General features: G+C 28.2%; 22 protein-coding genes and 1 riboswitch. Of the genes, 2 read left to right on the top strand and 20 right to left on the bottom strand.

The genetic code is table 11. The annotated features are described in order from the left end of the window. Positions 1 to 137 precede the first annotated feature (137 nt). From ARA56_RS15570 to ARA56_RS15485, 19 genes are all read right to left on the bottom strand, one after another. On the bottom strand, positions 138 to 1397 hold the full coding sequence (locus ARA56_RS15570) for a helix-turn-helix transcriptional regulator (RefSeq protein ID WP_055268344.1): 1260 nt from the start codon (positions 1395 to 1397) through the stop codon (positions 138 to 140). Between the two features lie 16 nt (positions 1398 to 1413). Continuing rightward, positions 1414 to 2715 carry a helix-turn-helix domain-containing protein gene (locus tag ARA56_RS15565; protein WP_055268342.1) on the bottom strand — a complete coding sequence of 434 codons (1302 nt, stop codon included), beginning with the start codon at positions 2713 to 2715 and terminating at the stop codon, positions 1414 to 1416. A gap of 154 nt (positions 2716 to 2869) precedes the next feature. Continuing rightward, positions 2870 to 3034 carry a YtxH domain-containing protein gene (locus ARA56_RS16760; protein ID WP_148315783.1) on the bottom strand — a complete coding sequence of 55 codons (165 nt, stop codon included), beginning with the start codon at positions 3032 to 3034 and terminating at the stop codon, positions 2870 to 2872. 74 nt (positions 3035 to 3108) lie between these two features. Beyond that, entirely contained in the window at positions 3109 to 3729 is a 621-nt protein-coding gene (locus tag ARA56_RS15560) for a ribonuclease H1 domain-containing protein (protein WP_070205707.1), read from the bottom strand. Positions 3730 to 3749: 20 nt separating this feature from the next. Continuing rightward, on the bottom strand, positions 3750 to 4709 hold the full coding sequence (locus ARA56_RS15555) for a YkvA family protein (protein ID WP_055268338.1): 960 nt from the start codon (positions 4707 to 4709) through the stop codon (positions 3750 to 3752). A 206-nt stretch (positions 4710 to 4915) separates the two neighbouring features. Continuing rightward, positions 4916 to 5605 carry an N-acetylmuramoyl-L-alanine amidase gene (locus tag ARA56_RS15550; RefSeq protein WP_055268336.1) on the bottom strand — a complete coding sequence of 230 codons (690 nt, stop codon included), beginning with the start codon at positions 5603 to 5605 and terminating at the stop codon, positions 4916 to 4918. A 132-nt stretch (positions 5606 to 5737) separates the two neighbouring features. Further along, on the bottom strand, positions 5738 to 6556 hold the full coding sequence (locus tag ARA56_RS15545) for a MetQ/NlpA family ABC transporter substrate-binding protein (RefSeq protein ID WP_055268334.1): 819 nt from the start codon (positions 6554 to 6556) through the stop codon (positions 5738 to 5740). 30 nt (positions 6557 to 6586) lie between these two features. After that, entirely contained in the window at positions 6587 to 7222 is a 636-nt protein-coding gene (locus ARA56_RS15540; protein WP_055268346.1) for a methionine ABC transporter permease, read from the bottom strand. 13 nt (positions 7223 to 7235) lie between these two features. After that, positions 7236 to 8198 (bottom strand): methionine ABC transporter ATP-binding protein, encoded by a 963-nt coding sequence (locus ARA56_RS15535; protein ID WP_055268332.1) that lies wholly within the window; start codon positions 8196 to 8198, stop codon positions 7236 to 7238. Positions 8199 to 8314: 116 nt separating this feature from the next. Further along, positions 8315 to 8534, bottom strand: a riboswitch (SAM riboswitch). Positions 8535 to 8625: 91 nt separating this feature from the next. Beyond that, entirely contained in the window at positions 8626 to 8913 is a 288-nt protein-coding gene (locus ARA56_RS15530) for a DUF503 domain-containing protein (RefSeq protein ID WP_055268330.1), read from the bottom strand. 207 nt (positions 8914 to 9120) lie between these two features. After that, positions 9121 to 9969: a DegV family protein gene (locus tag ARA56_RS15525; protein WP_055268328.1), complete on the bottom strand. Its 849-nt coding sequence runs from the start codon at positions 9967 to 9969 to the stop codon at positions 9121 to 9123. 86 nt (positions 9970 to 10055) lie between these two features. Then, positions 10056 to 10598 carry a DUF2232 domain-containing protein gene (locus ARA56_RS15520; protein WP_055268326.1) on the bottom strand — a complete coding sequence of 181 codons (543 nt, stop codon included), beginning with the start codon at positions 10596 to 10598 and terminating at the stop codon, positions 10056 to 10058. A 95-nt stretch (positions 10599 to 10693) separates the two neighbouring features. Next, positions 10694 to 11314 carry a J domain-containing protein gene (locus ARA56_RS15515; protein ID WP_055268324.1) on the bottom strand — a complete coding sequence of 207 codons (621 nt, stop codon included), beginning with the start codon at positions 11312 to 11314 and terminating at the stop codon, positions 10694 to 10696. Position 11315: 1 nt separating this feature from the next. Then, positions 11316 to 12218, bottom strand: coding sequence for a DUF5685 family protein (locus ARA56_RS15510; RefSeq protein WP_055268322.1), 903 nt, complete (start codon positions 12216 to 12218; stop codon positions 11316 to 11318). Positions 12219 to 12546: 328 nt separating this feature from the next. After that, on the bottom strand, positions 12547 to 13743 hold the full coding sequence (gene ftsW / locus ARA56_RS15505; RefSeq protein WP_055268320.1) for a putative lipid II flippase FtsW: 1197 nt from the start codon (positions 13741 to 13743) through the stop codon (positions 12547 to 12549). A gap of 11 nt (positions 13744 to 13754) precedes the next feature. Continuing rightward, positions 13755 to 15944, bottom strand: a complete 2190-nt coding sequence (locus ARA56_RS15500) for a stage V sporulation protein D (RefSeq protein ID WP_055268317.1) — start codon at positions 15942 to 15944, stop codon at positions 13755 to 13757. Positions 15945 to 16075: 131 nt separating this feature from the next. Next, positions 16076 to 16720, bottom strand: coding sequence for an HAD family hydrolase (locus ARA56_RS15495; RefSeq protein ID WP_055268315.1), 645 nt, complete (start codon positions 16718 to 16720; stop codon positions 16076 to 16078). Between the two features lie 67 nt (positions 16721 to 16787). Next, positions 16788 to 18179 (bottom strand): sensor histidine kinase, encoded by a 1392-nt coding sequence (locus ARA56_RS15490; RefSeq protein WP_055268313.1) that lies wholly within the window; start codon positions 18177 to 18179, stop codon positions 16788 to 16790. Between the two features lie 88 nt (positions 18180 to 18267). Further along, entirely contained in the window at positions 18268 to 18945 is a 678-nt protein-coding gene (locus tag ARA56_RS15485) for a response regulator transcription factor (RefSeq protein ID WP_055268311.1), read from the bottom strand. A gap of 244 nt (positions 18946 to 19189) precedes the next feature. Between ARA56_RS15485 and ARA56_RS15480 the strand changes: the two genes are divergently transcribed. Both ARA56_RS15480 and ARA56_RS15475 read left to right on the top strand, forming a co-directional pair. Continuing rightward, on the top strand, positions 19190 to 20185 hold the full coding sequence (locus tag ARA56_RS15480) for a serine hydrolase (protein WP_055268309.1): 996 nt from the start codon (positions 19190 to 19192) through the stop codon (positions 20183 to 20185). Positions 20186 to 20256: 71 nt separating this feature from the next. Next, on the top strand, positions 20257 to 20496 hold the full coding sequence (locus ARA56_RS15475) for a hypothetical protein (protein WP_055268307.1): 240 nt from the start codon (positions 20257 to 20259) through the stop codon (positions 20494 to 20496). A gap of 110 nt (positions 20497 to 20606) precedes the next feature. Here the strand turns inward: ARA56_RS15475 and ARA56_RS15470 are convergent, their stop codons facing one another. After that, positions 20607 to 21182, bottom strand: coding sequence for a xanthine phosphoribosyltransferase (locus ARA56_RS15470; protein WP_055268305.1), 576 nt, complete (start codon positions 21180 to 21182; stop codon positions 20607 to 20609). Between the last annotated feature and the right edge of the window lie 228 nt (positions 21183 to 21410).

The raw sequence follows: 21410 nt of genomic DNA, 5'->3' as shown, positions 1-21410 counted from the left end.
TTATAACCTCCTATTTGTCGTGTCAAAAAACTTGTTCATTTAGAAATAATTTCATATAAATATATGAATAAAAAATAAAAAGACCGTCTACTGAAATGATTTTAAAAATCATTTCAGAGACAGCCCCTTATTTTATATTAATTTTTATCTAAATTCATTGCTAAAGTAAAATATTTTATAGCTTCTCTTGGCTCACCTAGATTATAATATAGCTCTGCCATTTCATTATATCTTTTATATGTATCTTCAACACTAGCAGATTTCAAAAAATAATCTGTAGAAATATTCATATATGTTTCCGCTTGCCTATATTGACCCTGCTTTTGCAGAAGCATACCTTTAAAATAATATGCCCTTTCAATTAAAGCGGTATTTTCAGAACAAATAGAAAGATTTAGTACCTTATCTATCATTTCATCTGCTAATTCAAATTCCTTGTATATATAGAAAGTTTCAATACAATCTATTAAAACGTCTATGAATTCTATTGTATCATACCCACATGCCATATTTTTTGCAGCTAGCGTCTCTTCTTTTCCTTTTTCATCATCTCCAATCTGATAAAAAAATCTTCCTATTCTATCTTTAATCTTTGCTAGTGATTTTTTATCATCTTTTAAGCATTCATAAGACATTTGAATATAATTATCTGCATTAACTTTATTCGCTAATATACTAAGGCAAGCAAATATGTGATAAATATACCCTTTTATTTGGATTTCTTTTATACAGTCTATATCGGAAATAATTTTTTCAACTATTGAATAGGACTTTTCTATTTCTCCAAGCTCCATATAACATATTCCTTTATTAAAAGATGAACGTACGAACAAATCTTTATCATTGAAATTACTTTCTTCTAATATTTTTAATATTTTGTCATAATAATTTATAGCCTCATAATACTCCTTTATTTTCATAAAAAATGTTGCCATGTCTTTATAATAAATTAGAGTATTTTCTTTAATTTCATTTTTTTGATAAATATCATAATATTTCGCTATTATAAGTTGCATATTTTCAATATTATCACTATCTTCATATATAGAAAATAACTTATGAATAATTATAAAGGCTAAATCATAATACTCACAGTTAATTGAATAATTAAGAATATATTCGATTAGCTTAAATAATTCTTCTCGCGGTAAGTTTCCCTTATCAATTAACCTAATATTTTCTTCTATTTGTCCTCTTATATCTTGAACTAAGTAATCATAATTTACTTTCAACTTCGTTGCAATGTATTTTAATGTTTCTTCATCTGGTTTAATTTTCCCATTTTCTATACAACTCATTTTCGAAATTGATATTTTATCTTCACATAACTCTTTTAAAGTTATCCCTTCGTATACTCTTGCTCTTCTTATTTTGTCTCCTGTTGATAATATTTCCATTGCTACCCCCAGTAAATTAGTTAGTTAAAACGCCTAGTTCTTTTAATATACTTACACCTTGATCTAAGTATTTAGCCGCCTCACTATCTTGCTTCCAGTCAATATAAAATTTTCCTATCATAATAGCTACTTGCGCTGCCTTCTTTGATAATTCATTTGCTTTAGCTAAATTAAATGTATCAATAAGTATATTTTCTGCTTCTTTATACATTTCTTTTATTGTATATACTCTATACCATAAAAGATTATATTCTATTACATTTTCAACAAAATTCTCATCTATCACATGATTAATTTCTTTTAATGTAGTTTCACATTTTTCAATATCCTTAAGCTTAATATAGTTTTCACATATATTAAATAAAGTCTCAACAACGCTTTGGTCTTTTTTTCTGCTTCTTAAATCTTTAGCTATTTCTAAATGCTTGAATGATTCTTCAAAATTTTCAAACTCATAAAATAATCTTCCAAGATTATTTTCAATATAAGCTATATGACTTCCTTTATTAAGATCTTTATATACTTCTAATGCCTTCTCAGAATATTTTATAGCATTACTCAAATCACCATTTTCGCTATATTTTTCAGAAATACCTAGAAGTGTTTTTGCATATTTCTCTTCATCATACACTTGCTCAAACTTTTCTTTTGCTAAGAAAGAATAATTCATAGCCTTTGTAATATTATCAATCTTAAAATATCCTTCTGCCATTTGATAATATATTTCACCTAACAATAAGTCGTCTCCTATTTTATTATCCAAATATACTTTTTCAGCTTGTCTTAAGTAACTCGTTGCTGAATGATATGCTTTTAACTTTAAAGTAATTTTTCCTAAATTAAGAAATGTCCTAGTAACTTCTTCATACTTATTCTGTTTTATGAATATAACATTTGCTGAAAGATATATTTGTTGTGCTAAAGCTAATTCTCCATTTTTCATGGCTATATCAGCTCTAATATATAAATTTCTTGCTTTCCTATATTCTAATCCAAATTTTTCAGCATAATATAATGCATTTTCTATATATTTTTCTGCACTTATGAAATCTCCACTTAAAACATATGATTCAGCAGTTTTCTCATAAAAGACACAAATTTTCTCAGCCTGGCTCTCTTCTGATTCCATAAGATATTCTACTGTAGTTTGAAGATTCTCTGCTAAATACTCCAATAAATCCATAGATGGATTTGATCTTCCAGACTCTACCAAACTTATTTGACCAGGAGTAATTCTGTCTGCCGCCAAATCTTTTAGTGTCATATTTAATTCTTTTCTTTTCCTCTTTATCTTCTCACCTAATGAAAGAATCTCCATATTTCTGCTCTTCCTCTTCTATCTACAATTTATTATTATTTTTTCTAAAAATCCATTTATTATTTTTAATTATATCATAATTTATTTCAAAAAAGTATATATTTTATTCCAATTACAAGAAAACTGTTATGAAAAATCATAACAGTTTTCTATATTATTTTATATAATTCAGAATATTGTCATAAGCATCGCCTGCCATACAACACATTTTCTTTCCTGTTCTTCTTACAGCTCTTTGAGTCTTTCTATCAAGTTGTGGTAATACAACCATAGCAGCTGCTGCTCCAATAACTATTCCTGTTGCTAAACTCTTAAACATATAAATACACCTCTTTTAATAAGCTTTACTAGATTTAGTATGTGTATTTTTTATAATTCTAAACATATTAAAATTTATTTATCTAAAGCTTCTTTAGCAAGCATATCAGCCATATCATTATACTTATCTCCTGAATGACCTTTTATTTTTTTAAATTTAATATTTATAAGTTTCATCTTTTCTTGCATAAACTTATTATAATTTTGAGTTATTCTATTATTTCTTTTCCATGCACCTATTGCCCAAGACTCAACACCTTGATAATCATACGCTATAGTCACTTCTTTATACCCTTTATCTAATGCAAACTCTACGGCTTTTTGAGCTCCAAGAACCTCTCCAGAAACATTTCTAAGGGCAATTGCCTCATCATCAAAGCCTTTTCCATTATCTTTGTGTATTACTTCTCCATTTTCTACTGCTACTAAACCAAAAGAGTAGTTTCCTTTATCTATCATAAAGCTTCCATCTACATATATACATAGGCCTTCAATAGAACTATCTTTTTCTTTTTTTTCTGATGTGGATGATTTTACTCCTGCATTTAACGCAATAAAATCTATAGCTTCTTTTTCAGAAGTAAAACTTTTATAAATAGCTCCCTTAAATCCTATAACTTCTTTTTTGCATTCATCCCAAGAAGTAAAAATTTTAGGTGCTCCTGATTTTCCTTTATAAACTGCATAATATTTCAAACTTAATCTTCCTTTCGCTTCTAAACAGATAAAACTTCTTCAATAAATTCATATAAAGTCTCAACATTTTGTGCCGCTGTAAAATTCGTTACATACTCTATTATATTTTTTATTACTAATATAATATCGTTTTTACCTTGCCAATTTTCTAAAATTATATGCAATGGTACATCTTTAACAATTCTATTTAACGCAAAAAATGCTACAGCTAACTCATCCACTTTACCTATAAATGGAATTTTATCTGGTATAATATCAGTCGGTATAACTATATAAGCTATAGATCCTGATATTATTAACTTTGTTTTTATTGATACCCTATTATCCTTTAATAATCTTGTTAACAAAGCTGCTATATCAGGTATAACAAAAATATAATCTGAATATTTTTTTACCCTTTCCGGTAACTTTTCAGATACCTTTTCTCTTCCTACTGTATATAAATCTTCTGTCTTTCCTCTTTCCTCTGCTTCTCTAACTTCTTCTTCATTTTGTTCTTCCTTAAATAATTTAACCTCTTTTTTAAGTTCTCCACCTAAAGAAATAGAAACATTATTAACTCCAACTACTAATTTATTATCTAACAATCTTAAATCATTTATATTAAAATCTATATATGGAACATCCTTCAATATATACTTATATTGAATGTTTACTTTTCCATCCTTATAATATATACCTTTATCAGCAAAAGATTTTAACGCAAATTTTAATGCTATTTTTCTAAGAAATGATGCTATTCCTATATTTAATACTCTAAACTTGCATATCTCCCCTTGAATCATATCATTCTCAATCGATTTAACTCTTAATCCACATTCAAAATCAATAGATATTCCTTTTTTAAAGTTTCCTCTTATAAGTATACAATCTGACATATCTATACTGTATATAGTTAACCCCTCTATAGATACAAAATCATCTAATATACTTAAAAGATCTCCTCCTGTTAATCCTACAGCTATATTTGTTATATTCATAATTTTAGCCCACTCCCCTAAGTTCAACCTATTTTTTAATTATCAATTTAGAATCTTACTTAAAAGTATACTTCATTTAATTATATTTTAAAAGCTTGTCTTTCTATTTTTCATATAAAGAAAAACCTTTAGAATAAAAAACATATTCTAAAGGTTTTTATAATAATATTAACTTTTAATATTCTCTCATAGTTCTTTAACAAAAATTATTTTCCATTGTAAGGAACTACATGAGCTCGTTTAAACCCCTTTTTATGCATATCTACCATTACATCTATAGCTTCATTATAATCTCTATAATATCCAATGCATACTCTCCAAGCCCTTTGTTGAGTTTCCTTAGGTTCAGTAATTGGAGTAAGTAATAACACCTTATCAACCATAGCTAAACATGCTTTTGCAATCATACGTCCAAACCTTTTACCATCAAACTCTTTCTCTACATCATTATTACTTAAGTACTCACCATAAACTATCACTGCAATACCAGAAAATTTATCATATTTTTCGCTCTCATCTTTTAATACCCCTTTTTCATTTGTCCCCAAGTCACATAGTATTTCCTCACTTATAAGTTTTGCAAGCCTCTTACTATCATAATTATCTTTAGTATAAAATACTTGTACTCCTTTTATACTACTATCTATATCAGAATTCATATGAAAGCTTACAAAAAACTTTCCACCACTTTTTTCAGCAATGTTTATACGTTCTTCTAAGGATAAATAAGTATCATCATCCCTAGTTAATACAACATTTTCACCATTTCTCTCTAAATGTTTTTTAGCTTCTAATACCGCTTCTAATACTATATCTGATTCTTTTATACCAAGCGCTCTTCCAACAATACCTGTGTCATTTCCACCATGACCTGCATCTAAAATCCAGACAGCCATGTTTTTCTGTCTCCTTTGAAACAATGCTATATATTTAATATATTAACTCATAAACACCTTTGTGATTAAATTAATAGCAAATTTAAAATGGCAAGTGATCATTTGCCATTTGCCATTTATCATTTTTAATTATTAAAATACTGGAACAACTGCCCCTTTATATTTTTCATTTATAAAATCTCTAACTTTATCAGAGGTAAGCGCTTCTGTTAAATCTTTTATTTTTTGACTATTCTCAGTACCTTCTTTAACAGCTAATACGTTTCTTCTTTCCTTTAATGAATCTTTATCTTTATCCTCTGAATAAAATGCATTTTCATTCACATCTAATCCAGCTTCTAAAGCATAGTTACCATTTATTACAGCTATATCTACCTCTTCTAATACTCTTGGTAAACTTGCTGCAGTTAACTCATTAAATTGTAGGTTCTTTGGATTAGAAACTATATCAGTAACCTTTAATATATCACCTTCCGCAAGTTCTATAAGTCCTGCAGCCTCTAAAACTCTTAAAGCTCTTGTTTCATTACTAGAATCATCTGGAACTGCTACTGTTGCTCCATCTTCAATTTCATCTACAGACTTATACTTATTAGAAAATGCCCCCATTGGTTCTAAATGAATCTCAGCTGTATACGTAAGATGTGTTCCATTTTCTTCATTAAACGTATTTAAATATGCAATATGTTGGAAATAATTCGCATCTAATTCTCCTTCTTCCACTGCTGTATTTGGCAATACATAATCATCAAATTCAACTATTTCTACTGTATACCCTTTATCTTCTAATTCTTCTACAGCTTGTTCAACAATCTCCTTATGCGGAACTGGTGATACTCCAATTCTTATAGTTTTATCATCACTTGATGATGAATTGCTTCCTCCACATCCTATAAGTGATATAGCTAATACTCCTGTTAATACTAATGATAAAATTGATTTTCTTTTCATATTTGTTTGCCCCCTCAATATTTTTTAATTCTAATTTAATTTCTTATATAAATAATTTCCTAAGCTTTGTAAGCTTTGAACTATTATTATCAGAATGATTACTGTTGTTACCATATAGTCTGTTCGGAATCCCTGATAACCATATGTTATTGCAACCTTTCCAAGTCCCCCTGCTCCAACACTTCCAGCCATAGCCGAATATCCTATAACACTAATAATTGTTAAAGTTAATCCTGAAATAATACTTGGAACAGCTTCCTTAAGCATTACTTTAAATATAATTTGACTATCTGATGCTCCAAAAGATTTAGCTGCCTCTATTACTCCTGGATCTACTTCCTTTAATGAAGATTCAATTATTCTTGCTACAAACGGTGCTGCAGCTATCGTTAAAGGAACTATAGCCGCAGTATTTCCTATAGATTTTCCTACTATAGCTCTTGTCAACGGTATTATAAAAACTATTAAAATAATAAAAGGAAAACTTCTTAGTACATTAATTATAGTATCAAGAATCTTGTACACTATTCTGTTCGGCTTTAATCCACTTGGGGAAGTAATAGCTGCTATTATTCCAAAAACAAATCCTAGAATAGTTGCAAATAATGTTGAGAAAAACACCATATATACTGTTGCGCCTAATTCCTTTATTATTATATTTACCATTTTTGCATCCACCCTATAACACCTCCAATATAATATCTTTATTTGATAAATAGCTCATAACAGCTTCTCTATCTTCTTTATTAATATTTATAGTTAAAGTTCCTAAAACTTCATCTCTAAACTTTTCAAGCTTTCCACCAACTATTGAGAAATCTATATTAAGTTCTCTTGCCATCTTTGTTATAAGAGCATTTTCTGAAGATTTACTTGGAAAGAATAATTTTATATTTACTCCTTCATGAGATAAAGTATCATCATCTTCTTCTCCTAAGAATTTCTTTAGTGAGATACCTGGTTTTAAGAATATATCATCAGCTTTTCCCTCTGCTACTAATACCCCACCATCAATTAGAGCTACCTTTTCACATATCTGCTTTATAACCTCCATCTGATGAGTAACAACTACTATAGTAATTCCTAATTTTTTATTTATATCATTTAAAAGCGATAAAATATCTTTAGTAGTTTTAGGATCTAATGCTGATGTAGCTTCATCGCACAAAAGAATTTTAGGCTCCAAAGCTAAGGCTCTTGCTATAGCTACTCTTTGTTTTTGCCCACCGCTTAGTTCTGATGGCTTACTTTTAGATTTATCACTTAATCCAACAAGTTCCAAAAGCTCGTCCACTCTTTTTTTAATATAATCTTTTTTATATCCCCAAACTTCTAGAGGTAATGAAATATTCTCAAATACAGTTTTTCTTTTAAGAAGATTAAAACCTTGAAAAATCATTCCTAAATCTTTTCGAAACTCTCTTTTATCTTTTTCTTTAAGATCCTTTACCTCTTTCCCCATAACAATTACTGAACCGTCATTATAGTTTTCCAATCCATTAATACATCTAAGCAATGTTGATTTACCAGCTCCACTATGTCCAATAAGTCCATAAATCTCACCTTCATTAATATTTAAAGTAATCCCCCTAAGAACTTTCGTATCTCCAAAGTTTTTTTCTATATTGCTTATTTTAATCATTCATATCACCTCTTTTTAGAATAACACCATTCCATTATTGTAAAACTTAGTTTTAAAACATTAAAAAAGCACTTGAGAATAAACTCAAGTGCGAAATAAGTCACTATTAATTTACCCTCTCATCTATCAGCTCTACAGCTGCTGGAATTAGCACCACGAATACAGTTAAAAATTAAAAGTTTAAAATTTAGAGTTTTATATGAAATATTTTCGTAATTTCTTAATAATAACTTTCTATAATTATTACTAAACTCTTCACTATTAACTAATAACTGTTAACTATTAACAGGTTGCCGGGTTTCACAGGGCCAGTCCCTCCACCACTCTTGATAAGAAAAATATTTAATTTTAATTTATTTGATATTATAAATATATACTTTATTTCCCTTGATGTCAATATATTTCCAAAGCTTTAACTTGCATTTTTTTAAAAATCTATAATTTCTTCTTCAATATCAATTATTTCTGCCTCACAATTCTCCTCTATAAATGTGATTATATCTTCTTTTGAAGCATATAGCACATCTTTAGAAGTTGCTACTTGAGAAATTCCAATTTGAATAATTTTATGTGTATCTTGTTCTCCTACTTCCCCTACAGATACATTATATTTATTTTTTAATCTTTTAGTTATACTTAAAAGTATCATACGTTTTTCTTTTAATGAATGTACCCAAGATGCTCTTAACTTAATCACTAACACTAGAACTTTCAAAACATCACCTCATAATTTCCTATTATTCTATAATTGTAGTTTTTCCTTTTTACAATATTCATATAACTTTTATATTATTTTATTAAACTACTTATCTCTTATATATATAAACAAATTAATTTAAGAGATTAAATTAATAAAAAGCGTGAACTTTTCATTTTCACGCTTTTCTATGTATATACTATTAATTTTTATTACTTATATGTATTAATATTCTTTTTTTATACATAATCCAATTGCACCTGGACCTGTATGCACTCCCATAGCTGCACCTATAGTTTCAAACGAGATTTTGCTAATATTATGGTAATTCTTAATTTCTTCAAAAAATGCTCTGGCTTCCTCTAGGGCTGCACCATTTAGTACCCAAACTCTACACTTACCTTCATTTAAATAAGAGTTTAATATCTCTTTTAATTTAGATATAGATTTCTTTCTCCCTCTTACTTTACAAAATGGATAAAGTTGTCCTTCATCATCTGATGAAATAATAGGTTTTAAGTGGAGAATTTCTCCTACAGTTCCTGCCACCTTTCCTATTCTTCCGCCTCTTTTTAAAAACTCTAATGTATTAAATGTAACATAAGCACTTACATTTTCCTTTATACTTGGTAGCTTGTCTACAATTTCTTTAAAAGAAGCTTTTTCTTTTATAAGTTTAGCCACCTCTAAAGCCATAGCTCCAACGGGGAATCCCAAAGTTTTTGTATCAAAGAAATGATATGTAAGCTCAGGGTGTTCTTCACAAAGTAGCTGTATACTATTAAATGTACCTGATAAATTACTTGATACAGTAACTACCACGGCATGAGTATATCCTTCATTTTTTAGCTTTTCAATAATATTTTCTGTATATTGTAAATCTGGTAATGAAGTTGTTGGAATAATTCCATTTGCTAAGTCTTCATATACTTTCTCTTCACTTATTGTCACTTTATCTAAGAACTCTCTATCACTATAGATTATTCTAAATGGTAGTACATGTATGTTATTCTCTTTAATAGTTTCTTGACTTAAGTCACATCCACTATCAGTTATTATAGCTATCTTTTGCAAATTACTTCCCCCTACTTTAAACGATATCATAAATATATCATATTAAATTCAAATTAACCATATTAATTTTTTGACAATTACTATTTCTACCTGCTTTTTTTGTGAATTCTCTCCATATAAAAACTTATTATAAGTGTTAATGCATAATCAAACACTAAAAAAGCTAAATTGGCCACTATTAAAAATAATGCAAAAGTTATAACCTTAATATCTCCATTTATAAATCTTGAAAGTATTTCTTCTACACCCTTTAAAATATTTATTCCTAATACATTTTGAAATAAGATAAATCCCACTATAAATGCTATATTAAAAAAGCCTATTTTATATAAAGCTTCAAACTTACTCCTATTTCTTTCCGCGAAAAATTTTATAATACCATATATACCAAAAAATATGGCATAAAGCATGCTTATATTAATTGGTACAATGAAAAACGCTATTAACGCTGAAGCTATATATACAAAAATAGCAGTCTTAATATCACTTCTTATAATACATATTGGTATTATCGCTGAAGCTACTGTTAATATAGTTAATGTATTGATTGGTATCAATGAAGTTAAATATAGAATAATGCTAGTTAATGCAACCATTATTCCTCCTAATGTTATTTCTTTAGATTTCATTTAATACACTCTCCTTTCATTAACTCAAACCTTCTAATTTATATTTACTATTTTTACTTATCAATAACTACTATATAAATTGATTTTTTCACGCTTTAACAACACCCTATTAAATCTCCACCCATCATCTCACAAAGGCAGTCAGCACATATAAGGTTATTACAGCAAGTACATGCATCTACTCCTCCTTGTGAAGTTCTATAAGGATTTGCATATCCTCCACCTCTCATCTTTAACTGATTTAAACTTTGTCTATATTCAAAGTTATTAGGGTCCATCTGACATGCTTTTTCAATATTGCTAAGAGCTGAATCAAACCATCCCTTATTAAGCTGAACTGCTCCATATAAGAAATGCCATTCTGCATCTCTATTAGCCATAGCATTTAATCTTCTCTCTGCCTCAATATTATTTCTCATCTGAATAAGTCTTCTTATTTCAGCATAATCAGCTACATTATTGCTATATCCCCCACTGTAACTTGAATTTGAATTATTATTATAGTTTGAGTTATAGCTACTTCCAGTACTTCCTCCACCATTTTTCAGCATATCGTAAGCTTTATTAACTTCTGTTAATTTCTCTTGCGCTAAATCCTTAAGTGGATTATCTCCATATTGATCTGGATGATACTGCTTAACTAACTTTCTGTAAGCTGCCTTAATTTCTTCTTGGGAAGCTCCTTGCTTTACCCCTAGTACCTCATATGGATTCATTTTATATACCTCTTTTCTTGCTACTTTTACAATTACAATTCTCAACTATCTTAGTATACTTATCCATCATACCAAGACTAATTATATTTTCTAGTATTTCTTTATTTCTCTTTAATGGTAATCTTTCTAAAGACTCTTTACAGTTATAGCCACAATTTAATATTGTAAATTCTATTCTCGGTTTTATTTCTTGAATAAATTCTTTATATGGCTTATTCTCCTTATTATATAAGTAATTTATAGGATTAAACTTATCATTATTAATATCCTCTTCTAAATCATCTAAAGCATCTATTACATAAATCCATTTTCCTATAGCATAACCTAAACTATAAAGATTATCTCTTAGCTCTTCAGAATCATTATCTATTTCTTCTGGATAAAACTTTAGTATATTAGCTACTATTAAGCTAAAAGGATCACATATTTCATCTATAGAATTAAAATTTTTCTCTTTTTCTAATAAAGATAGTTTATTTAAATTTTCTTCTATTATATCATTTACCCTTGTAACATTTCTGTTAAATTTCTTTTTATAAGGAGATAAAACCATTGCTCCTATCTTACTCTTAATACTCTTATCATCATTTATATCATCTATAAGCTTATAATAAATTAAGCTAACATTCATAGCTGCAGCATATGACAAAGCTTCCCCTTTTATGGCCATAGGCTTTTTATTATGAGGATGAGCTATACATCTTTTCATTTCAAATTTTGGTCCTTCATTATGAAGTGCATCTAAAAGCATGGCTAAAAAAGTCATATCATAATTTAAAGTCATTCTTGGTATATTTCCAAAATTCTCTTTAATATGCATACATACACCACAATAGTATGCTCTGAAAGTTTCATACTCTCTTATTTTCATCTCTGGCTTAAGTGGAGTTACATATCCAAACAAAAAATCACTCCCTAAATATTTATATTAGTATTATAACTTATTATGTTAATCCATCAAATAAATTTTATACTTTTATCAGGTAAAATTCACAAAAATAGGTTATTCAATATATATTTACATAATCTTTAAATTTATATTATATTATTTAATTAAATCAATATCAAAAGGACTAATTTTATCCTCCTATTTTGAATCAATTTAATAAGCCTATTTACTAATTCACTATCTAGACTATTTAAAATCTACTTTTGTTTAATTTCCTAGGAAATTTTTTATAAAAAAAAATGATTGATTAAAGATTTTATTCTTTAATCAATCAAAATTTGCTCTATTTTATTGTTCTTACCTTATCTTCAGCATCTACTTTACTCTTCTTTCCTTGCTTTGCTATATTTAAAAGCACTCCCATAGCTACTAAATTTATAAGTAATGATGTACCTCCTGTACTAATAAAAGGAAGCGGTACCCCAGTTACAGGTATCGACCCTGTTACAACAGCAATATTAATTATTGCTTGAATAGCTATAACTAAAGTTATCCCTATAGCAAGTAATCTACCATAAATATCTTTTGCTCTCATAGCAACTTTTATTGCTGAAATTATAAAAAATATAAATAATCCTATTACAAATATGCATCCTAATAATCCGAACTCTTCTGCAAGAATTGCAAATATAAAGTCATTATGAGGTTCAGGCATATATAAAGCCTTTTGCATTGAATTACCTAACCCTTGTCCAGTTACACCACCTGATCCTATAGCCATAAGTGAATGAACTAATTGGTACCCAGAATCTGATTGGTCTGCCCATGGATTTAAATAAGTAGTTAATCTTTCTAATCTATATGGCTCAATTACAATTAATCCAAGTCCTGCTAAAAATCCGACTGGTATTAACCCTATCAATACTCTAATATTAGCTCCACCAACCATTATCATAAAATAAGTAACCAGGGCTATAACCACAGTAATACTCAAGTTTTTCTCAGCTAAAACTAATACAGCAAAAGCTGCTCCAATTGCTAGTGGTAAAACAATCCCTTTGCTTATAGTTTTAATTTCTTTTCCCATCTTCACAATGACATGAGCTAAAACAAATACTACTGCATATTTTGCTATTTCTGATGGTTGTATTGATAATCCTCCAAACTCAAGCCATCTTTTAGCTCCGTTTATCTCTTTACCTATAGCTAATACTAATACAAGCAATCCTAATGTACCAATAGCTAAAGGCCAAGTTAACTTTCTTAAAAAATGATAATCAACTCTAGCAAAAAAGCTCATAAAGCCAAGACCTATCACAGCCCAAATTGCTTGCTTTTTTATAAAGAAATACAAATCACCTTGTTCATATAATGCATAATAAGAACTGGATGTAAATACTAGAAGTAATCCAATTAAAACTAATAATATTACCGCTACGTATACTCCATTATCTCTATCAATAGTTATTTTAGTCTTCTTTTTCTTCTTTTTTTTACTCTTATTATATTTAATTCTTTTTTGCAAATCTATAGTACTCATAATTACACCTCTTAATACTCTGATTCTTTTTTAAGAGTTAACTTTATTAAAGAACCCTTTTCTACCACGGTACCTTTAGGTGTATTTTGATAATACACATCGCCTTCCCCTTCAAAAGTACATGTTAAACCTAAATTTTCTAAAAGAGCCTTTGCATTTTCTCTAGTTTTACCTTTTAAATCAGGAACTACAACTTTTTTATCAATATTGCTTCCTCGTGTTGAAAGTTCTATCTCTGCACCCTCTTTAACTGTTGTTCCTGGATAAGGATCCATAGATACAATACTATCTCCCTTACCATTTATCTTAATAGTTAACCCGTTATCTTCAAGAACTTTTTCTGCTTCAACTTTATTCATTCCTCTTACATCTGGAACTATTATATCTCTAGCTAAGCTATATTCATTGTTAGCAAGAGGTGATTCTATATAATCAAAAATCATTTTAAATAATTCTTTAACCAACGGAGCAGCTACTTGTCCACCATAATATTTTCCTGTACTAGGCTCATCTACAGATATAAAAACAGTAATTTCCGGATTCTCAACTGGTGCTAATGCTATCATTGATGCAATATATTTAGTATTAGAATATCCTCCTATAGCTGCATCATACTTTTCTGCAGTTCCACTCTTAGCCCCAATATCATATCCTTGTACGAAAGAACCAGGCTCTCCGTCTTGAGTGGCAGTTCTTTCTAAATACCCTCTAAGTATGGATGTTTTTTCTTCAGATAAGACATTTCTCTTTATTGTAGGCTCAATAACTTCATCAACGATTGTATTTCCATTATTATCTGTATGTGATATTTCCTTCACTATATGTGGTTGAATCAAATCTCCACCATTAGCTATAGCATTAAAAGCGGTCATCAGCTGAATTATTGTTACGGAGTTTGTTTGTCCAAAAGCTATTGTTCCTAAATCTATCTCTGAAATCTCCTCTGTAGCTTTTACTATACCTACAGCTTCTCCTGGCAAATCTACTCCAGTCTCTGTACCAAATCCTAATTTTTTTATATATTCATTTAATTTTACTTTTCCTAACTTCTCCCCTAATGCCATAAACCCTGGATTACAAGAATTCTTCAATATTTCTGGCAAAGTTTGTACTCCATGTCCATTTAAATCCCAACAATGTACTACTGTTCCACCAAAATTTACACTTCCTGTACAGTTAAAGGTATCATTTTCAGAAACAACTCCTTCCTCCATAGCCGCTATCATAGTTATAACTTTAAATGTAGATCCTGGTTCATATGCATTACTTACAATATTGTTTCTCCACATTGATTGTATTTTTTCATTGTCATCTGTTCCCTCAAAACTATCATATCCTTCTAGAGGTTCATTCGGATCATAATCTGGCTTGCTAGCCATTGCTAAAATCTCTCCTGTGTTTGGATTCATTACTACTACCGAAGCCCCTTTAGCTTTATTTTCATCTAAACCTTTTTGAGCTATTTTTTCAGCAAAATACTGAATATTTTCATCTATAGTAAGGACAACATCCTTTCCATCAATGGCCGGTGTAAATTTATATGGTACGAAAGGCATAGTATTTTGATTACTATCTACCCCCTCAATCTTTAACCCTGGAACACCTGAAAGATAATTATCGTATTGTAATTCAATTCCAGTTAATCCTTGTCCATCTGTATTTACACTTCCTAAAGCTTGTGCTAAATAATGTCCATTAGGATAATATCTTTTTACATCATTACTAACTGTTACTCCATATATATTAAGAGATTTAACTTCATCTGCTTTACTTTGCTCAATTCCTCTAATTAAATTTGGATAAGGTTGTCCGCTTTCAATTATTTCTAGAACCTCATCTCTAGTCATATCTAATGTATCAGCTAAACTTTGAGCAATTTCTTTTACATCTATCTCTTCTTCTGTTGCTTCAGTTAAAAGAGCTTCTATATCAAAGTCAACTCTATATACTGTTGCAGATGCAGCAATATACTTTCCATTTCTATCTAATATATTTCCTCTTTTGGCTGTTACTTGTATCTCTTGATTCCATTGAGTATCAGCTCTATCTTTATATTCATTTCCCTTAACAAATACTATGTAACCTAACCTTATAACTAAAAGTAAGAAAATTAAACATATTAAAGTACCAATACCCGCTAACCTATTCATTGCATTACTTTTTACAACTCTTTTTTTCTTCTTTTCCTTAACTGTCTTCATCTTCTAACTCTCCATTCAATATCTTCCATGAGCATAACCCCGCTGCCAAGTATTACTTTATTTAACTATCTTATATTATATTGCTTTTTAGTAAAAATATAAATACCTAAACATAAAAGAAGAGATACTTTTTACAGTATCTCTAGTATTTGTTCTGGTTTGTTCACTATATAATTTGCCCCCGCGGCTTCAAGTTCTCCCTTTCCTCTAAATCCCCATTCAACACCAACAGATTTAACACCTGCATTTTTAGCTGTATTTATATCAATTTCAGAATCACCTATGTAAAGACACTCGTCTTTATTCACATTAAACTCTTCAATCACTTCAAGTACAGCCCAAGGATCTGGCTTTTCTTTAGTATTTTTCTTATGTCCATATACAACCTTAAATCTATCTCCAAAATAATTCTTAACAACTTCTGTTGTAAATTCATGAGGTTTATTAGAAACTACAGCTATATTAATTCCTCTATTAATTAAACTATCTAACATTTCCATGATACCATCATATGGCTTTGTCATATCTATCATATGTTTTTCGTAATAAGTATCAAATAATTTTAATGCCTTCTCTATATTCTCCATATCTCTTCTATCTTCTGGCAACATTCTTTCTACAAGCTTATATCTTCCATTTCCAACAAAAGTTTTATACTTCTCTACTTCGTGAGTCTTATATCCTAAAGTAGTTAATGCATAATTACAAGCATTTGCTAAATCCTCTATTGTATTTAATAATGTTCCATCTAAATCAAATATAATACTTTTTATCATTAATAATACCATCCTTAATTAAAATATAATCTATTATCACTTAGAATGTATTATATCATATAATTTATTAATTATTATCATCGAATCTCATATAAAACACAACCGAATTATCTTTATTGTATATTGAATATTTTATATTTTTATGTTGATCTAATATACTTTTAACAATATATAGCCCTAATCCAGTACCACCAGTTTTTCTATTTCTAGATTTATCAACTCTATAAAATGCTTCAAAAATATTTTCAATTTCATTTTCAGGTATATTTACACCTGTATTTTGAACTGCTAATTCTTTCTTATTTAAGCTAATAATAACTTTTTCATTTATAGGTGAGTGTACAATACTATTTTTTATTATATTTGTTATTGCTCTTGTTAATAAATTTATATCCCCATTTATATAAACGCTCTCTTCAATATGCTTTTCTAAAGTTATATTTTTATCTTCACAAAAATAATATAAATCATTTAATATATCTTCAACTAACATCGATAAATTCATATTAACAAAAATACACTTTAACTTTTGGTCTTCTCTCCTACTCATATCTAGCAATTCTTGTACAAGCTCTCTCATCTTTTGTACTACATCATAAGATTCTTTAAGGTATTTATCTCTATCTTTATATTTTCCAATTTTATAAATCATTCCTTCTATTTGTCCACTAATAATTGTAATAGGTGATTTAAGTTCATGAGATATTGTTGCAATAAATTCCCTTCTTTGCTTTTCTATTTTTCTCTCTAACTCTATTTCTTCAGTAAGCTTAGAATTAACATGCTCTAACTCTTTAAAAGAATTTTTTAAGTTTTCATTCATTAAGTTTAAGCTTTTTGATAATTGCCCTATTTCATCATCCCCTTTAATCTCTATTACATTATCAAAATCAAGGTTAGACATTTTTTTAGCTACATCATTTATTTTTATTAATGGCTTACTTATCTGTATAGAATAAAATGTTGAGATAGCAATTGCTATAACAATTATTGTTATTATTGCAAATGGGAAGAATAATGCAACAATTGTAGCTGCTTCATCAATAGGACTTACAGCTACATGAACTATTAGAGAATACTTTCCTTTTAAACTACGTATTGTTATATCATTTTCAATATTTAAACTTCCTTTTTTATTTATAGGTTTATATACTGCCTCATTCACTTCATCTTGGCTTAATTTAAAACGTTTCAAAATATGAGGTGGTAATTCCTCTTCTTTTAAGAATGGTATTTTTCCTGGATCATTTATCCATTCTCTAAATGAACTATACACAATTGAAACTATCCTATTTTCTTTATCCTTTTTAACAAGAATTAAGTCTAAATTATTGTCATATGAAAACTTATCTAATGTAACTGATAAATCTAAATCTTCAGTTTCCTCTAAAGTGGTTTTTAGTTCCTCTATACTGCTATAAATCTTATTTAATTTATAATTTTCATATACCTTAGGCATAAATAAATATATCCCACCATATAGCAAAGTAAACGAAATAATTATAATGAGAACACTCCATATAAAGTTTTTTTTCTTTATACTTAGATTATTCCACTTGTTTTTCAAGAACATATCCTACACCCTTTATAGTCTTTATATAATCCTTTTGTATTTTTTTTCTTATATTTTTCATATGAGCATCAATAACTCTTGTATCTCCGAAGTAATCATAACCCCATATTTTTTCTATTAACATCTCTCTTGATACTACCATTGGATAGCTATTAATCATTAAAGCTAATATATTAAATTCCTTTAAGGTAAGCTCAATTTCCTCATTATTAACATAGGCTTTAAATGTTTGCAATTCTAATCTTAGCTTTTCAAATTCTAAAATATCGCTTTCATTTTTTTCTTTCTTATTTCTTCTTAAAACAGCTTCTACTCTTTTTATTAATATATTAAAAGAAAATGGTTTCGAAATATAGTCATCAGCTTTAAGCTCAAACCCTCTCACTTCACTTTCCTCATCACCTAAAGCAGTTAAAAATATTATAGGAACATTTTCATCTAACCTTTTTATCATCTTACATAATCCATATCCATCAAGCTTTGGCATCATTACATCTAACATAACTAAATCATAATTTCCATTTTTAAACTTTTCATATCCTTCAATTCCATCTGATGCCGTATCTACAATATAGTCTTGTGATGATAAAAACTCTACTATTAATTCCTGTATTTGATTATCATCTTCTACTACTAAAATTCTACTATTCATGACTTTCCTCCACAAAACTTTTTTACATTAAGTACTATTTTATCATATAGGTCTTATCTTTAATCTAATTCACCTAAATTTCATAATATCTAATTGCGCTAGTTTATCACCTCAATCTGAAATTTATCTGAATTTAATCAATATATTTTTCACTTTTATTCATTTATCTTTATAATACAATTCATTTTTTATCTACATAAATTTATTAAAATACAAACATACCACTTTAGGAAGGGTGACAAATTTGAAAATAAAGAGAAAGCATAAAAGAAAAATATCTACATTAACTATATTATTTACTATACTCTTACTATCGTCTTTTTTTATCTATAGCTTTTTATCATCTCAAAATAATATAAGTGAAGTAAATTCTACAATAGAAGATAATATATCTTCTAGAATTATTTCTTCTAACTCACCTGACTCTGATAGTGTAACTACACTGTCTATATCTAGTTTAGATTATACATCTTTATCTTATTCTGAAAGATTAGGTATACTCTTTAATAACAATTATTTAATTGATGATAGAATAAAAATATATCTTGGTGATGAAATAGATAATATTGGATTGATTTATTATAATTTGGAAAATAATACTTGTATCAATATAAATGATAATATGGAATTTATTGCAGCAAGCACATACAAAGTTGGTTTGAATTTATACGCTTACTACTTAAACTCAATTGGTCAATTAGATTTAAACGAATATATTGAATATTTACCTGAAGATTATGAAGAAGGTACAGGCATTTTACAATATGAATATTATATTGATTCTTATAGCATTCAAGAATTACTTGACCTATCACTTATATATTCTGATAATATTGCGACAAATATGCTTGGACGCTATCTTGGTGGTCATGAAGAAGTTCGTAAAAATTTATATAATTTACTTAAAATAGACTTTAATTCATCTGAAAATATAATAACTCCTGCTATTGAATATAAAATATTGAAATGTATCTATGAATATAGTTATTATCCAAACTTTAAACATATGTTATCAGTCTTAACTCAATCAGAATATAATGACCGACTAACTAAATACATAGATGAAAATATCGTTGCACATAAAATTGGAACTTATGATACATACATACATGATGTTGGCATTGTATTTGATAATAGTCCTTACATAATTATTTTATACACACATGATCTTGAAGATGCAGAAGAAAAAATTGCCAATATATCAAATGCTCTATATCAATATAACAATTTAACTTATTAATGTTTTAAAAGGATTTGTAATATATTATAATTAAAATATGGTATATTATGTAATAAAAGGAGAGAGTATTTATGGGTAAAAAGAAAAATAAACAATCAAAACGCAATGAGCAAGCTGAAAAAATATTATACTATGGAATTGTATCAGGTCTTACAATTGGTGTAATAATAGCCTTCATATTATTTATTTTAACGGATAATATGTTTTGGATGGTACTTCCTCTAATAACTCTATTTATAGGCTTTGCTATTTCTTCTCTTATAAATAAAAGAAACTCTAAACCAAGACCTTCATCAAATAAATCAAAATAATATTTTTACAAATAAAGTTTTGATTATATATTACTTATATTTAAAAAATGTCTCAAAATAAATTTAACTATCTTAGTATAATTTATTTTGAGACATCTTTATATTATTTTCTACTCTTCTATAAACTCGATAATCCCTTTACCTAATTTAGCTACTCTAGCTAATGAATATACATCATACCCTTTTTTATTTAACATTTCTCTTCCTGGTTGGAAAGATTTCTCTATAACTATTCCTATTCCTGCAACCTTCGCTCCTGCCATTTCTACTAATCTTGCAGCTCCTAATGCAGCCTCTCCATTTGCTAAAAAATCATCTATAATTAATATATTATCATCTTCACTTATATATTTTTTTGAAAGAGTTAACTCATAATCACTACCTTTTGTAAAAGAATGTACTAAAGTTTGATATACTTCACCATTTAGTATCTTTGAACTTTGCTTCTTTAAAGTTACCATTGGTATTCCCATTTGTAATGCTGTCATCACCGTTGGAGCAATTCCTGAGCTTTCAATTGTAAATATTTTAGTTATATTCTTCTGCATAAAATAATCTTTAAAATGAGTTCCAATCTCATACATAAGTTCTGGGTCAACTCCATGATTCAAAAACGAATCAACCTTAAGAACATTTTCGCTCAACGCTTGTCCTTCTTTTAATATCTTTCTACGCAAATTTTCCATAATATACACCTTCCAATTTCTATTTTTTCTTAAGTCAATGTTAAATTTAAGTATTAGAGCTACTACAATTAATTCTTAATACTGGTCTTATGTCAATATTTTGGACACAAAAAGTCAAACTTTTTTATGCTGCACTTCTAGCTAATAATTCACATTGATCTGGAGTCATGTAATTAATAGAAGAGTGTAGCCTTTTTCTGTTATACCAACCTTCAATATATTTAAAAA

The sequence above is a fragment of the Clostridium disporicum genome (genome assembly GCF_001405015.1).
GTDB lineage: Bacteria > Bacillota > Clostridia > Clostridiales > Clostridiaceae > Clostridium > Clostridium disporicum_B.
This window is presented reverse-complemented; position numbering and strand designations above follow the sequence as displayed.